Origin of the sequence: Microbacterium sp. Marseille-Q6648 (genome assembly GCF_943181415.1) — a bacterium.
Lineage (GTDB): Bacteria > Actinomycetota > Actinomycetes > Actinomycetales > Microbacteriaceae > Microbacterium.
Map to the genome: position 1 here is coordinate 1,571,027 of NZ_CALPBZ010000001.1, position 14,752 is coordinate 1,585,778.

Sequence of the window (14,752 nt, forward strand, 5' to 3'; positions counted from 1 at the left end):
TATTGGCAACCACACATCGATGGTGCGGTCACACTCCACGCGACAGGATGGAGCCGTGCACACCGACACGTCCGTCCCGCTCCCCTCCTTCGACGACCTGCGCGACCGCGTCCACGTGGTCTCGCTCCCGCTGGCGACCCGGTTCCGCGGGATCGAGGTGCGAGAGGCCGCGATCATCGAGGGCCCGGCCGGCTGGACGGAGTTCTCGCCCTTCTTCGAGTACGACGACCCCGAGGCGGCCACGTGGCTGGCCGCGGCCCTCGACTACGGGTGGATGCCGCAGCCGGCGCCGCTGCGCGACACGGTGGGGGTCAACGCGACGGTGCCCGCGGTGCCCGCCTCGGCGGTCGCCGACGTCCTCGCCCGGTTCGACGGCTGCCGCACGGCGAAGGTGAAGGTCGCCGAGCCCGGGCAGACGCTCGCGGACGACGTCGCGCGCGTCCGGGCGGTGCGGGAGGCCATGGGCGCCGAAGGTCGGGTGCGCATCGACGCGAACGGCGCGTGGAACCTCGATGAGGCCGAGCACGCCGTCCGCGCGATGGAGGAGTACGACCTCGAGTACGTGGAGCAGCCCTGCGCCGACATCGACGAGATGGCCCAGCTGCGATCGCGGATCGCGCGCCTGGGCATCCCCATCGCCGCCGACGAGAGCATCCGCAAGGCCGCCGACCCGCTCGCGGTGGCGCGCGCGGGCGCGGCGGACCTCATCGTCGTCAAGGTCCAGCCGCTCGGCGGCGTGCGCCGCGCACTCGAGATCGTCGCGGCCAGCGGCCTGCCCGCCGTGGTCTCGAGCGCCCTCGACACCTCGGTCGGCCTCGCCATGGGTGTCGCGCTCGCCGCGGCGCTGCCCGATCTCGACTACGACTGCGGGCTGGGCACGGCCGCCCTCTTCACCGCCGACGTCGCGGCATCACCCCTCGCCCCTCGCGGCGGCACGCTCACCGTCGGGCGCGTGGACGCCGATCCCTCGCTGCTGCGCGCTCATGCGGCGGGCGCGGAGCGCCGGGACTGGTGGCTGGCACGCATCCGGCGCTGCCTGGCCCACCTCGAGCACACGCGCCCATAGGCCACCCCCCAGCAGCGCGCAAGTGCTTGCCGCGGGCGCACGGGCGAACCACACTCGGGGCATGGTCTTCATCGGATACCACGCCTCGCACGAGCAACTTCCTCCCAGCACGCTGCTGCGCTGCGTCACCGGCGCCGAGCGCGCCGGCTTCGACGGCGCCATGTGCTCCGACCACCTGGCCCCGTGGGGGGTGCGCCAGGGCGAGTCCGGCTTCGCCTGGTCGTGGCTCGGCGCCGCCCTCGCCCGCACGTCGTTCCCGATCGGCGTCGTCAACGCGCCCGGGCAGCGATATCACCCCGTGATCATCGCCCAGGCGATCGCGACGCTCGAGGAGATGTTCCCGGGACGATTCTGGGCGGCGCTCGGCAGCGGCGAGGCGATGAACGAGCACATCACCGGCGACCCCTGGCCGCCCAAGAGCGAGCGCAACGCCCGACTCGAGGACTCGCTGACGATCATCCGCCGGCTCCTGGACGGGGAAGAGGTCGACTTCGACGGGACCGTGCGGGTCCACCGCGCTCGCGTGTGGTCGCGCCCCGAGACGCCGCCGCCCCTGCTGGGCACGGCGGTCAGCTCCGAGACCGCGGGATGGCTCGCCGGCAAGGTCGACGGCCTGGCCACGGTCGCCCAGCCGGTCGAGGCGCTGCGCAAGGTGGTCGGCGCCTACCGCGACGCCGGTGGTACCGGACCCTGCGTCCTGCAGGTGCACGTCAGCCTCGGCGAGACGGACGCCGAGGCCTTCGCCGTCACGCGCGATCAGTGGCGCAACGGCCTCATCGGCCCGCCGCGCGCGTGGGACTTCGAGCAGCCCGAGGACTTCGACGCCGCCACCGCCGACCCCAACGAGAAGCAGCTGCGCGAGGCGGTCCTGGTCGACCACGACCCGACGGCGCTCGCGGAGCGGATCGCCGAAAGGGTCGCGCTCGGGTTCGACCGCGTGTTCCTGCACCACGTCGGCAAGGAGCAGCAGCCCTTCCTGGATGCCTCCGAATCCGCGCTGCTGCCCGCGCTGAGGGCCGCGCTGTGAAGATCACCGACACCAGCGACCTGTGGTGGAAGACCGCCGTCGTCTACTGCCTCGACGTCGAGACGTACCTCGACTCCGACGGCGACGGCACCGGTGATCTCGCCGGGCTCGCCAAACGCATCGACTACCTCGCCGACCTCGGCGTGACCTGCCTGTGGCTCATGCCGTTCTATCCGACGATGGACCGCGACGACGGGTACGACGTCACGGACTTCTACGGCGTGGACCCGCGCCTGGGCACCCACGGCGATCTGGTGGAGGTGATCCGCACCGCGAAGGACCGCGGTATGCGCGTGATCGTCGACCTCGTGGTGAACCACACTTCCGACAAGCATCCGTGGTTCGTCTCGGCGACCCGTTCCCGCACCTCGCCCTACCGGGACTTCTACGTCTGGCGGGACGAGCCGCCGGCGAACAACGTCAACGCCGTCTTCCCCGGCGAAGAGGCGACGCTGTGGGAGAAGGACGAGAAGAGCGGGCAGTACTACCTGCACAGCTTCTACTCGCACCAGCCCGACCTCAACATCGTCAACCCGCGCGTGCGCGACGAGATCGCCAAGACGATCGGGTTCTGGCTTCAGCTGGGCATCTCGGGCTTCCGGGTGGATGCGGTCCCCTTCCTGCTCGAGGTGCAGGAAGGGGAGGACATCGGTGACCCGCACGAGTTCCTTCGGGACCTCCGCAGGTTCCTCCAGCGCCGCTCCAGCGAGGCCGTCCTCCTGGGCGAGGTGAATCTTCCCTACCGAGAGCAGCTGGAGTACTTCGGGACCGGGGCGGGCTACGAGTTGACCATGCAGTTCGACTTCGTCGGGATGCAGTCGCTGTACCTCTCGCTCGCGCGCTCCGATCCGGCCCCGCTCGCCAAGGCGCTCACCTCACGGCCCGACATCCCCGACGAGGCCCAGTGGGCGAACTTCGTGCGCAACCACGACGAGCTCACCCTCGACAAGCTGAGCGACGCCGAGCGCGACGAGGTCTTCGAGGCATTCGCCCCCGAAGAGAGCCAGCGCGTCTACGGCCGGGGAATCGTCCGCAGGCTCCCCCCGATGCTCGGCGGAGACCCCCGGCGCATCCGCATGGTCTACAGCCTGCTGTTCTCGCTCCCCGGGGTGCCCGTGCTGTTCTACGGCGAAGAGATCGGCATGGGCGAGAACGGCGACCTCCACGCACGCATGGCGGTCCGCACTCCCATGCAGTGGAGCGACGAGCGCAACGGCGGATTCTCGGATGCCGCCCCCTCGCGCCTGGCCGCGGCCCCGCCCGGCGACGGCTACGCCCCCAAGCACGTCAACGTCGCCGCCCAGCTCGAGGACGACGATTCGCTCCTCCAGTTCATCCGGACCCTCTCGGCGCGCTACCGCATCTCGCCCGAGATCGGATGGGGCCGGTTCTCGCTGCTCGAGCACGAGGCACCCGGAGTCCTCACCCACTCACTGAGCGCCGATGTCGGGCGGTTCGTCGCGGTGCACAACTTCACCGACGTCCCCACGACCATCACGCTCACGCTGGACGACGAGCCCGAGGGTGCGGTGCTCTCCGATCTGCTCAGCACAGGCAGCTTCGACCTGGACGCCAAGGGCCGGGTCTCGTTCGACGTGCCCGCCTACGGCTACCTGTGGCTGCGGGTGCGGCGCCCGGGCGACGGACGCGTCGGCTGAGGACTCACGCAGACGGGGCATCGATGAGGAGCTCGGCGACGCGCGCCAGCTCCTCATCGGTGCGCTGACGCAGTTCGGCGTCGTCGAGTCCCGCCATTACGCCGCGCACGGACGCCCCCTCCCAGACGGTGAGCATGAGGGCGGCGGCCTCGGCGGCCGGCATGCGGAACGAGATGACCTTCGCCCGGGCGATGTCGTCGATGATCTGCGCGACGCTGTGCCGCATCTCCTCATCCTGGGCGAGGAAGGCGGCGGCGACAGCGGGAGTGCGCAGCGCGTGGATGCGGATCTCGCTCATGAGCAGGACGCCCAGCCGATCGTCCGCGGAGACGTCGATCGCCTGCTGGATGATCTCGAGCGGATGCGGGGGAACACGGCTGAACGCGCCGTCGCGCTCGAGACCGGCGACCCGCTGCCGCACCGTCGCTACTCGGGAGCGGGCGACCTGGGCGGCGAGCTCGAGGAACAGCTCCTCCTTCGTCTCGAAGTTGGAGTAGAAGGCACCGCGCGTGAACCCCGCGCGCTCGCACACCGCCTCGACCGACGCGGCGGCCAGGCCGACCTCGGCGAAGACGAGGGCGGCGGCGTCCAGCAGCTTCTGCCGCGTCGCCTCGCGTCGTCTCGACGGGGTCGCCGACGAATCCGCCATGCAATCACCTCCGGGCTCATCTTCACACGCAGCACTCAGTCTTCGATGCGCGATCCGGCCTACGATACACAGGTGTATCCGATACAGCGCTGTATCGATTTCTCGTAGCCGCGGATCCCGGAGGCGCTGTTGTCCACCCTGCTGTACTCACTCGGACGCTGGGCGTACCACCGTCCGTGGCGCGTCCTGCTCGCCTGGCTGCTGCTGCTGGCCCTCGCCGGCGGCGGCGCCGCGGTGTTCATGAAGGGCACCGACAACTCCTTCTCGATCCCCGGCACCGAGGCGCAGGAGGGCATCCAGATGCTCGACCGCACCTTCCCCCAGGCCAGCGGCACGAGTGCGCAGCTCGTCGTCGTCGCCGCCGACGACGACCGGGTGGCGGACGAGCCGTACGCCGGCGCGATCGGCGACACGCTGCAGGACCTCGAGGACCTCGACGGCGTCCTGGCCGTGACCGATCCCTTCGACGAGATGGTGAGCGGCCTGGTCTCCGAGGACGACACCGCCGCGATCATCCGGCTGCAGTTCGACGGTCAGGCCACCGACATCTCGGACGAGACCAAGGCGACCCTCGAGGGCGTGGCCGACGACCTCCACTCGACCCTCCCCGCGGGGTCGCAGGCGGCCATGGGCGGAGACCTGTTCTCGACCTCCGTCCCCGCGCTGTCGCTGATCGAAGCGGTCGGCGTGCTCATCGCGCTGTTCGTGCTCATCGTGACCTTCCGCTCGATCGCCGGGGCGTGGTTCCCGCTCATCAGCGCCATCATCGGCGTCGGCCTGGCGATCGCGCTCATCTACGTCTCGACGGCCTTCGCCTCGATCTCGTCGACCACCCCGATGCTCGCGATCATGCTGGGCCTGGCGGTCGGGATCGACTACGCCCTCTTCATCGTCGCCCGCCACCAGGATCAGGTCCGCGCGGGCATGGCCCCCGACGAATCCGCCGCGCGCGCGACGGGAACGGCGGGTTCGGCCGTCGTGTTCGCCGGCGTCACCGTGCTCATCGCCCTCATCGGACTGTCGTTCGCGAACATCCCCTTCCTCACCACCATGGGGATCGCCGCCGCGGTGGCCGTGGCGATCGCGGTCGTCGTCGCCCTCACGCTCACCCCCGCCCTCCTCGGCTTCGCGAAGGGCCGCGTCGCGGGCTGGCAGCCCCGCGCACGACGCGACCGGCCGGTGCGGACCCCCCGGCCCAACCGCTGGGTGATGCTCGTGACGCGGCATCCGCTCATCACGACCGTCGCCGTCGTCGTCGGCCTCGGAATCGCGGCCGTCCCGGCCGCCAGCCTCACCCTCGCCCTGCCGAACGCGGGCGTGCAGCCCCCGTCGAGCCAGGCGCGTCAGGCCTACGACCTCACCGCGGAGCGCTTCGGTCCGGGCTCCAACGGACCGCTCATCCTGGCCGGGACGATCGTCACCTCGACCGACCCGCTCGGCCTCATGGCCGATCTCGCCGACGAGATCGAGCAGATCCCCGGCGTGAAGGAGGTGGCGCTGTCCACCCCCAACGAGACCGCCGACACCGGCCTCATCCAGGTCGTCCCCGAGACCGCGCCCGACGATCCGGCCACCGCCGAGCTCGTGCGCGACCTCCGCGCACAGCACGACCGGCTGCTCGAGGAGTACGGCGTCGACCTGAAGGTCACCGGCTTCACCGCCGTCGGGATCGACATCTCCGACCGGCTCGGAGCAGCCCTCATCCCGTTCGGCATCTTCGTCGTCGGGCTCTCGCTCATCCTGCTGACGATCGTCTTCCGCTCCATCTGGGTGCCCCTGAAAGCCGCCGCCGGCTATCTGCTCTCGGTCGCCGCATCGTTCGGCGTGGTCGCCGCGGTGTTCGAGTGGGGCTGGTTCGCCGACGCCCTGCACGTCACCCGCACCGGCCCGGTCATCAGCTTCATGCCCATCATCCTCATGGGCGTCCTGTTCGGGCTCGCGATGGACTACGAGGTGTTCCTGGTCTCGCGGATGCGCGAGGACTACGTTCACGCCCGGCGGGCCCGGGGCGGCCGGGCCGACCGCGCCACCGCGATCGCCGCCGTGCGGTCGGGCTTCACCGCCTCGGCCCGGGTCGTCACCGCCGCCGCCGTGATCATGTTCGCCGTCTTCGCCGCGTTCGTCCCCGAGGGCGACTCCTCGATCAAGCCGATCGCCCTGGGGCTCGCCGTCGGCATCGCCGTCGACGCCTTCGTCGTGCGGATGACCCTCGTGCCGGCCGTGATGGCCCTGCTGGGTGAGAAGGCGTGGTGGATGCCGCGCTGGCTCGACCGGGTCCTCCCCCACTTCGACATCGAGGGCGAAGCCGTCGAACGCGAGATCGCGCTGCGGGACTGGCCGACGCCGGGCTCTATGTCGGCCATCGTCGCCGAGGACCTCGCCGTGACCGCCGACACCGGCCGCGGCGGGGCGGTGACGATCTTCGACGGCGCCCGCACGAGCGTCGAGCCCGGCGGCACGCTGGTGGTGACGGGCGACGCGCGTGCGACGCGCGCCTTCGCGCTCGTCGTGGGCGGCCGGCTCGCCCCCGACGAGGGCCGGATCCGTGTGGCAGGGCACCTGCTGCCGGGTCGCGCCGCCTGGGTGCGCGGCCACGTCGGCCTGGCTCTGCTCGGCGACGCCGACGACCCCGTCCGCGAGATCCGCAGCGCGCTGGACGGCCGCCCGTCGCTCATCGTGATCGACGGCGTCGACGCGCTGGACGCTCCCCGCCGGGATCAGGCAGCCGCGCTCCTGCGCGACGCCTCGGCGCGCCTGGCCGCCACCGACGACACGCTCACGATCGTCGCGACCGCCCGCAGCGAGGGCGCGGCCCTCGCCCTCCTCGCCGAGGCGCACCGCCCCCGCATCGACGCACTCGCCCTGCGGGTGCACTCCGCTTCCTCCCCCGCCCCCGAGGTGAACGCATGACCCTTCCCATCGAACGCTCGCGCCCGCGCCGACCCGTCACGTGGCTCACCCTGGTCGGGATCGTGCTGCTGCCCGTCATCATCGGCGGCATCCTCATCGCCGCGCTCTACAACCCCACCGAGCGCCTCGAGAACATCAGCGCCGCGATCGTGAACGAGGACGAGCCCGTCACGATCGGCGACCAGCTCGTGCCCCTCGGGCGTCAGCTGACCGCAGGGCTGGTCGAGGGCTCGGACGAGCTCGACAGCAACCTCACGTGGACGATCTCGAACGCCGACGACGCTGCGGACGGCCTCGCCGAGGGCACCTACAACGCCGTCATCACGATTCCGGCGGACTTCTCGGCCGCCGCGACCTCGACCCAGCCCGGGGGGACCCCCGAGAAGGCCGTCATCGACGTCACCACACCCCCCGACAGCCTGATCGTCGACGACGCCATCACCGCCCAGGTCGCGCAGGCTGCGGCATCCCTCATGGGCGACGAGCTGTCGAGCCTCTATCTCGAGAACGTTCTACTGGGCTTCACCACGCTCGGCGACCAGCTCGGCGACGCCGCCGACGGAGCGGGCGAGCTCGCCGACGGGACGAGCGAGGCCGCCGGCGGCACGGTGAGCCTCGCCGACGGCGTCGCGCAGCTCTCGGGAGGCGCCGACCAGCTCGCGGGCGGTGCCGGAGGCATCGCGTCGGGCGTGGGCGAACTCGCCGGCGGCGCACGGGAGCTCGCCGCGGGCGCGGACGGCATCGCCGGCGGCGCCGCCGAGATCGCCGAGGGTGCCGGGCAGCTCGCCGCCGGCACCGCGGCTGCTGCGGACGGACTCGACACGTGGGCGGGTGGGGCCCGCGACATCGCCGCCGGTGGCGGCGAACTGGCCGGCGGCCTGACGCTCATGGCCGACGAGGTCTCGCAGCTGCCCGACGTGCCCGTGGAGGTCGTCGACGCCGCCGGCGCACTCGCTGCCGACAGCGAGCAGATCAGGACCGCGGTGACGGATGCCGCGGCGGAGCTCGCGGCGCTGTCGGCGGACTGTCTCGCCCAGGGCGGCTCGGCCGAGCTGTGCGCGACGCTCACCGACATCTCGGCGCGGGTCGACGACGCCCTCCCGACCGTCACCGCCACCCTCGGGGACGCCGACACGATCGCCGCCGGTGTCGCCGACCTGGCCGAATTCGAGCCTCGCCTGGTGGCCGCGCTGCGCGAAGCCGCCGGTGGTGCGTCGGCGCTGGCGGGCGGGATGGACGAACTCGCCGACGGTGCCGCCGACGCCGCGGGCGGCCTGGACGAGCTCTCGGGCGGCATGTCCTCGCTCGCCAGCGGTGCCGATGAACTCGCCGGCGGCACCTCGACGTGGGCGTCGGGTGCGCGCACGTGGGCTGCGGGCGCCGATCAGGCCGCGAGCGGTGCGAGCACGTGGGCCGGCGGCGCCTCGACGTGGGCGACCGGAGCGACGGATGCCGCCGCCGGCGCCGACGACCTCGCCGACGGCCTCGGACTCATCGCCGACGGGACGGGCGAGCTGGCCGCGGGGCTGCAGACCGCGACCGACGAGATCCCCTCGTACAGCGATGCCGAAGCCGCCGAGCTCGCCGGGGTCGTGGCCGACCCGGTGTCGGCGCAGGGTGTCGGCTCGGAGCTGTTCGGCGCCTCGGCCGTTCCGCTGCTGACGACGCTCGCGCTGTGGTTCGGCGGACTCGGCAGCTTCGTCGCCCTGCAGGCCGTCACGCGGCGTTCTCTCGCGGCGCGGGCGTCGTCGCCGGTGCTCGCACTGCGGGCGCTCGCGCCTGCCGCCGGCCTGGGCGCGGTGCAGGGCCTGCTCGTCGCAGGCGTCGTGCAGCTCGCGGCATCCTACGATCCGGGAGCGTGGACGGTGTTCGCGCTGGTGTGCGTGGTGGCAGGAGTGGCCTTCGCGGCGGTGAACCAGGCGCTGGTGGCGGTCTTCGGCGGCGCGGGCCGCTGGGTGTCGGCCATGATCGGCGTGCTGGCGGTCGCCACGGGCGTGGTCTCGACCGTGCCGGGCGCCCTGTCCGCCGTGGCCGCGCTCGTGCCGACCTCGCCCGCGTACAACGGCATGGTCGCCGCGCTGACGTCTGCGGACGGCGTCGCGGCCGGGCTCGTCGGACTCACCGTGTGGGCGCTGCTCGCGCTCGCCGCGACCGTGGTGGCCGTCACCCGCCGCCGCACCGTCACCGCCCGGTCGCTCCTCGCCGTCTGACCTCCCTAGCCCGTCGCCCACGCATCGTCCAGATCACGTGATCTCGCCGAGCGCACACGTCACGCGCGGGCGTGACGGGTGCACTCGGTCACATCACGTGATCTCGCCGAGCGCACACGTCACGCGCGGGCGTGACGGGTGCACTCGGTCACATCACGTGATCTGGACGGGAGTTGAGGTCACCTGGGGTCGGGTTCGGCGTCGGATCCGGGGGCGGGGTTCGTCCCGGCCTCGGCGGCGTCCTCGCGGACCTCGTCGGTGAGCGCGTCGGTGGGCGGGCCGTCGTCGGGGCGCGCGTCGTCGGAATGACGGGAGTGGGGCGTGGTGTCGCTCATGGGAGCTCCTTTCGACACCGCCACTCTTCCGGCGACCGGCCCTCCCGCCAACGGGGTTGACAGCGCGTCAGCTGAGCCCGGAGTAGGCGTGCAGGCCCTTGAAGAACATGTTCACGATCGTGAAGTTGAACAGGACCGCGGTGAACCCGATGATCGACAGCCACGCCGAACGCGCGCCGCGCCAGCCGCGTGTCGCGCGCGCGTGGATGTACCCGGCGTACAGCACCCAGATGACGAAGGTCCAGACTTCCTTGGTGTCGAAGCCCCAGTAGCGGCCCCAGGCGTCGTTGGCCCAGATGGACCCGGCGATGAGGGTGAAGGTCCAGAAGATGAAGCCGATGATCGCGAAGCGGTACGCCAGCGACTCGAGGGCGTCGGCGTCCGGCAGGGTGCGCAGGAAGCGCGGCCCGGTCGAGGTGCGCCCGGTCGGCGTGGGGTCGGATGCCGCTTCAGCGAGCATCCGGCGCTCACGGCGCGCCTGCATCAACTGAAGCACGGAAAGCCCGAACGCCAGCGCGAACAGCGCCGTGGCGAGCGAGGCGACGAAGACGTGGATGACCAGCCACACGCTCTTGAGCGGATCGGCGAGCGGCACCACCTCGACGTAGAACCCCAGCGTCGCGCCGCCGAGGAGCAGCACCGTCAGGCCGGTGATGAAGGAGCCGAGGAAGCGCAGGTCGGAGCGGAAGAGCACCGCCAGGTAGACCGCGACGATGAGCATCGTGCCGGTGAGGGCGAACTCGTACATGTTCGACCACGGCACGCGCTCGGCGGCGATGCCGCGGGTGACGTCGCCGGCCACGTGGAAGCCGAAGCCCAGCACCGTCAGCGCGGTGCCGATGCGCGCCCACACCAGTCGCGGGCGGTCGTCGCGCGGCGAGGTGGTCCCGACGCCGGCGTCGCGCCCGCCCGCCGCAGCGGATGAGCCCACCGTCGCGCCGACGAGCTCGCGCTCGCGGACCACCCGCTGGTCGGCTGCGACGGCACCCCGACGGGCGAGGTCGACGGCGTACGCGACGAACGCGAGCGCGTAGATCGCGATCGCCGTCCACACGAGCAGCACCGACACGGTGTCGAGGGTCATCGGAGCGGTTTCGGGCATGGGTTCAGTTTACGTCGCGGCCCTGCGGCCGGTCCTCGTCGCCGACGCCCGCGTGACCCTCGCCCGCGCCCGCGTGACCCTCGCCGGCGCCCTCGCCGTGGCGACGCGCGAACTGCTCGACGGCGTCATCCAGCGTCGGGTCCTCGCCGCGGGCGAGCCCCGCGTACTCGATCCGCACGGCGTTCCCGTCGGCGGTCGCCTTGACCCACATGCGACGGCGCGGCACGAACAGCGCCGCGAGCAGCCCCGCCGTCGCCAGCATCGCGAACACGAGCACCCAGACGGCGGCCGCGTCGCGGTGGATGGACAGCGACACATACCGCTTCACGGCATCCTCGTAGCCCTGCGCGCCCTCGGGCGACTCGTCCTCGAAGGTGATGGTGCCGAAACCGCCCGGAAGGTCGAGCGTGTCCCCTGGGGCCAGCTGCAGGGAGTCGACGTCGGTGTCGCCTCCGCTCAGTCGCGTCATTCCCGTGGGGTCGAGCGTGTACACCGACCGGGGGGTGCCGTCGTCGATGCCGAGATCGCCGGAGTACACGTCGAGCGAGAGCACCGGCAGGATCAGGTCGGGGTAGGACGAGGTGAAGGCGCCGGTGGTCAGCTGCGCCTGCGTGGGATAGAAGAACCCGACGATCCCGAGCTGGTCCGCGAGCCCGTCGGGCACCTTGACCACACCGAGCGAGGTCATGTTGCTGTCCTGGGGCAGGAACGGCACCGACTCCGAGAACACGACCTCGCCCTCGGGGTCGCGGATGGTGATGGTCGGCGCGTAGCCGTTGCCCATGAGGTAGATCCGGTCTCCGGCGAGCTCGAGCGGGTGGTTGACCCGCACCTCTCCCTGCTGCGGCTGCTCACCCGCACGCTGCGTGGTGAGGTGCGCGACGAAGTCGCCGGCCTGACCGGCCCCCTGTTCCCCCAGCGGCACGTAGCTGACCGAGAACTCGTCGAGGGTGAGCGCATAGGGCTCGAGCTCTTCCTCGTCGACGAAGCGGCCGGGATTGAACGAGGAATAGTCGAGCATCGCGTTGACGAACGTGCGCCCCTCGATGATGACGCTCTGGCCGGTGTAGGTCAGTCCCCCGCCGATGCCGACCGCCAGCAGCACGCCGACGAGCGCGCCGTGGAAGACGAGGTTCCCGGTCTCGCGCAGGTAGCCGCGCTCGGCCGACACCGAGAAAGCGCCGCGGCCGTCGTAGCGCTCCACGCGGTAGCCGGCTCTTCGCAGCTGCGCCTGCGCCCGATCCACGGCGGCGGCTGCGGCATCCGTCGCGTCGTCTTCGGATGCCGCGACCACGGTCGTCGTCCGGTAGGCGGACAGGCGCTCCAGACGTGCGGGTGTGCGGGGCGGCCGCGCGCGCAGCGCCTTGTAGTGGTGGGTGGTGCGCGGGATCACGCATCCGATGAGCGAGATGAACAGCAGGATGTAGATCGCCGAGAACCACGGGGACGTGTACACGTCGAACAGGCTCAGCCCGTCGAGCACCGGGGCGAGGTCGGGGTTGTCGGCGTAGTACTGCGTGACGCCGTTGGGGTCGGCGCTGCGCTGCGGCACGAGCGAGCCGGGCACCGCGGCGATCGCCAGCAGCAGCAGGAGGACGAGCGCGGTGCGCATCGAGGTCAGCTGACGCCACCCCCACCGCAGCCACCCCACGACCCCGAGCGCGGGCTGGACGATGTCGGCCTGGGCGTCGGCGTGGTCGGACGGGCGCAGCGGCTCGGCGGCGCGCTCGGCGGCGTTGTCGGCGGCCCTGTCGACGGCCCTGTCGGCGGCCGTGGCGTCAGAGCGGGAGCGGGACACTGGCGAACACCCCCTGCAGCTGGGACATGATCGCGGTCCAGACACCGGTCACCATGAGCAGGCCGAGAAGGATCAGCACGACGCCTCCGACGATGTTGACGACACGGATATGCCGCCGGAGGAATCCGACCGAGCGGGTTGCCCAGCCGAATCCGAGCGTGAGCAGCACGAACGGGATCCCGAGGCCCAGCGAGTACGCCAGACCGAGGAGTGCGCCGCGGCCGGCCGAGCCCTGATCGAACGACATGCCCAGGATCACCGCGAGCGTGGGACCGATGCAGGGCGTCCACCCGATGCCGAGCGCGACGCCGAGCAGCGGTGCGCCGACGAGGCCCAGGTTGCCGCGCACCTGTGGGCGCATCGTGCGCTGCGCCAGACCGAACACGCCGATGAAGACGAGCCCCATGATGATGATCACGACGCCCAGCACCCGGGTGATCGGGTCGGCGTACTCGATCAGGAAGCGCCCCAGGGTTCCGCCGAGCATCGCCACGCTCATGAAGACGAGTGTGAAGCCGGCGATGAACAGCAGCACGCCCAGCAGCAGACGCGTCCGCCCCGGGTTCGCGCGCGCGGCACGGGAGGATCCGCCGCCGACGGCTCCGCCGATGAACCCGAGATAGCCGGGCACCAGCGGCAGGACGCATGGCGACAGGAACGAGATGAGCCCGGCGAGAACGGCGATCGGGACGGCGATCAGCAGCGAACCGCCGGCGACGGCATCCGCGGGATTCACGAGCCGTCCAGGGCGTCGTCCACGAGCGTCGTGAGGATCGACGCCTCGCTCAGCTGGCCGATCACGCGAGCGGCGACCCGTCCCTCGGCGTCGAGCACGAGCGTGGTGGGCACGGCGTTGAGGGGCGTCTGCTCGGCGAAGGCGAGCTTGATCGACCCGTCCTCGGTCGCGAGGGCACTCGGGTAGGTCACGCCGTACGTGTCGGCGAAAGCGAGCGAGGCGTCGGCGCCGTCGTACAGGTTGACCCCGAAGAAGGTGACGTCCTCGCCCTCGTACTCGGCGTGGGCGGCTTCGAGCTCGGGCGCCTCGACGCGGCACGGAGCGCACGCGGCGTACCAGAAGTTGACCACGACGACGTCGCCGGCGACATCGTCGCTGGTGATCGTGCCGCCGCTGTCGAGGACTCCCTCGAACTCGACCGGCTCGCCGCGCTCGGCCTCGGGGATCTCGACGACGCGGAACCCGTCCGCGGCGATGAATCCCTTGTTGTCGCCGGCGCGGTACTGCTCGGCGAGGGGGTCGTTGGTGCAGGCCGCGAGCGCCGCGGTGAGCCCGAGCGCCACGACGGCGGATGCCGCGGCCCGCAGTCCGGCGCGTCGCGGTCGGTCGTGGGTGGTGGTCATACTGCTCCGACGTCGACGGAGCCGGAGGTCGAGGCCGGCTCGGCGTAGCTGCGCTCGGCCCAGGTGCCGTCGCGCATCTCGAAGGTGGTCACGCTCGAGAGCGCACAGCGGCGCTCCCGCGGGTCGTGGCGGGAGGGCAGACCGGCGACGGCGAGATGGGTGACCCAGATCGGCAGCTGGTGCGAGACGATCACGACGTCGCCGGAATCCGCGGACTCCCAGGCGTCCGTCATCGCGTGGTTCATCCGGCCGATGACGTCCGCGTACGCCTCGCCCCAGCTGGGGAGGGCCGGCTTGCGCAGATGGCGCCAGTTCCACGGATTGGCGAGGGCCCGCACCATCCGGCGTCCCTCGAAGACGTTCGTCGGCTCGATCACGCGGTCATCGATGACCGGCGTCAGGCCGAAGATCTCGGCGAACGGCTCGGCCGACTCCTGGGCGCGTTCGAGCGGAGAGCACACCAGCGCGGTGACGGGGCGATCGAGCCCCTTCACGTACTCGGCGGCCTCACGTGCCATCCGGCGTCCGGCGTCGCTCAGCGAGAAGCCGGGAAGTCGCCCGTAGAGAACGCGGTGGGGATTGTGGACCTCCCCATGGCGCACGAGATGGAGGCGTTCGGCGGGCACGCCACCAGTCTA

At 71.7% G+C, this 14,752-nt stretch carries 12 protein-coding genes; 5 read left to right on the forward strand and 7 right to left on the reverse strand.

Annotated features, from left to right (window positions below; translation table 11 throughout):
- Nucleotides 1–19: 19 nt before the first annotated feature.
- From NFR93_RS07500 to NFR93_RS07510, 3 genes are all read left to right on the forward strand, one after another.
- The gene (locus NFR93_RS07500) at nt 20–1,066 is read left to right on the forward strand and encodes an o-succinylbenzoate synthase (RefSeq protein WP_502846262.1); all 1,047 of its coding nucleotides are present in this window, start codon (nt 20–22) and stop codon (nt 1,064–1,066) included.
- A gap of 61 nt (nt 1,067–1,127) precedes the next feature.
- A complete protein-coding gene (locus NFR93_RS07505) occupies nt 1,128–2,093 on the forward strand; it encodes a TIGR03885 family FMN-dependent LLM class oxidoreductase (protein ID WP_251451349.1) in 966 nt (321 codons plus the stop codon).
- Nucleotides 2,090–3,751, forward strand: a complete 1,662-nt coding sequence (locus NFR93_RS07510; RefSeq protein WP_251451350.1) for an alpha-amylase family protein — start codon at nt 2,090–2,092, stop codon at nt 3,749–3,751. The genes NFR93_RS07505 and NFR93_RS07510 overlap by 4 nt, the downstream gene beginning before the upstream one ends.
- 4 nt (nt 3,752–3,755) lie before the next feature.
- On the opposite strand, the gene NFR93_RS07515 is transcribed toward NFR93_RS07510, so the two are convergent.
- Complete coding sequence (locus NFR93_RS07515; protein WP_251451351.1) at nt 3,756–4,400, reverse strand: TetR/AcrR family transcriptional regulator; 645 nt, start codon at nt 4,398–4,400, stop codon at nt 3,756–3,758.
- Between the two features lie 129 nt (nt 4,401–4,529).
- On the opposite strand from NFR93_RS07515, the gene NFR93_RS07520 reads away from it, so the two are divergent.
- Entirely contained in the window at nt 4,530–7,310 is a 2,781-nt protein-coding gene (locus NFR93_RS07520) for an MMPL family transporter (RefSeq protein ID WP_251451352.1), read from the forward strand.
- Complete coding sequence (locus tag NFR93_RS07525; RefSeq protein ID WP_251451354.1) at nt 7,307–9,520, forward strand: YhgE/Pip domain-containing protein; 2,214 nt, start codon at nt 7,307–7,309, stop codon at nt 9,518–9,520. Before NFR93_RS07520 ends, NFR93_RS07525 begins: the two co-directional genes overlap by 4 nt.
- 179 nt (nt 9,521–9,699) lie before the next feature.
- Here NFR93_RS07525 and NFR93_RS07530 read toward each other — a convergent pair whose 3' ends face one another.
- The 6 genes from NFR93_RS07530 to NFR93_RS07555 all read right to left on the reverse strand — a co-directional run bounded on the left by NFR93_RS07530 (nt 9,700) and on the right by NFR93_RS07555 (nt 14,740).
- Entirely contained in the window at nt 9,700–9,855 is a 156-nt protein-coding gene (locus NFR93_RS07530; protein WP_251451356.1) for a hypothetical protein, read from the reverse strand.
- 67 nt (nt 9,856–9,922) lie between these two features.
- Nucleotides 9,923–10,957 carry a c-type cytochrome biogenesis protein CcsB gene (gene ccsB / locus NFR93_RS07535; protein ID WP_251451359.1) on the reverse strand — a complete coding sequence of 345 codons (1,035 nt, stop codon included), beginning with the start codon at nt 10,955–10,957 and terminating at the stop codon, nt 9,923–9,925.
- A gap of 4 nt (nt 10,958–10,961) precedes the next feature.
- Nucleotides 10,962–12,755, reverse strand: a complete 1,794-nt coding sequence (gene resB, locus NFR93_RS07540; RefSeq protein ID WP_502846263.1) for a cytochrome c biogenesis protein ResB — start codon at nt 12,753–12,755, stop codon at nt 10,962–10,964.
- Nucleotides 12,736–13,491, reverse strand: coding sequence for a cytochrome c biogenesis CcdA family protein (locus NFR93_RS07545; RefSeq protein WP_251451361.1), 756 nt, complete (start codon nt 13,489–13,491; stop codon nt 12,736–12,738). The genes resB and NFR93_RS07545 overlap by 20 nt, the downstream gene beginning before the upstream one ends.
- Nucleotides 13,488–14,114, reverse strand: coding sequence for a TlpA family protein disulfide reductase (locus NFR93_RS07550; RefSeq protein WP_251451363.1), 627 nt, complete (start codon nt 14,112–14,114; stop codon nt 13,488–13,490). The genes NFR93_RS07545 and NFR93_RS07550 overlap by 4 nt, the downstream gene beginning before the upstream one ends.
- Nucleotides 14,111–14,740: a histidine phosphatase family protein gene (locus NFR93_RS07555; RefSeq protein WP_251451365.1), complete on the reverse strand. Its 630-nt coding sequence runs from the start codon at nt 14,738–14,740 to the stop codon at nt 14,111–14,113. The genes NFR93_RS07550 and NFR93_RS07555 overlap by 4 nt, the downstream gene beginning before the upstream one ends.
- Nucleotides 14,741–14,752: the final 12 nt, after the last annotated feature.

Bases quoted from the DNA above. Each gene is read 5' to 3' on its own strand.
- NFR93_RS07525 (WP_251451354.1), top strand. From the start codon at position 7,307: ATGACCCTTCCCATCGAACGCTCGCGCCCGCGCCGACCCGTCACGTGG.
- NFR93_RS07515 (WP_251451351.1), bottom strand. From the start codon at position 4,400: ATGGCGGATTCGTCGGCGACCCCGTCGAGACGACGCGAGGCGACGCGG.
- NFR93_RS07550 (WP_251451363.1), bottom strand. From the start codon at position 14,114: ATGACCACCACCCACGACCGACCGCGACGCGCCGGACTGCGGGCCGCG.
- ccsB (WP_251451359.1), bottom strand. From the start codon at position 10,957: ATGCCCGAAACCGCTCCGATGACCCTCGACACCGTGTCGGTGCTGCTC.
- NFR93_RS07500 (WP_502846262.1), top strand. From the start codon at position 20: ATGGTGCGGTCACACTCCACGCGACAGGATGGAGCCGTGCACACCGAC.
- NFR93_RS07505 (WP_251451349.1), top strand. From the start codon at position 1,128: ATGGTCTTCATCGGATACCACGCCTCGCACGAGCAACTTCCTCCCAGC.
- NFR93_RS07530 (WP_251451356.1), bottom strand. From the start codon at position 9,855: ATGAGCGACACCACGCCCCACTCCCGTCATTCCGACGACGCGCGCCCC.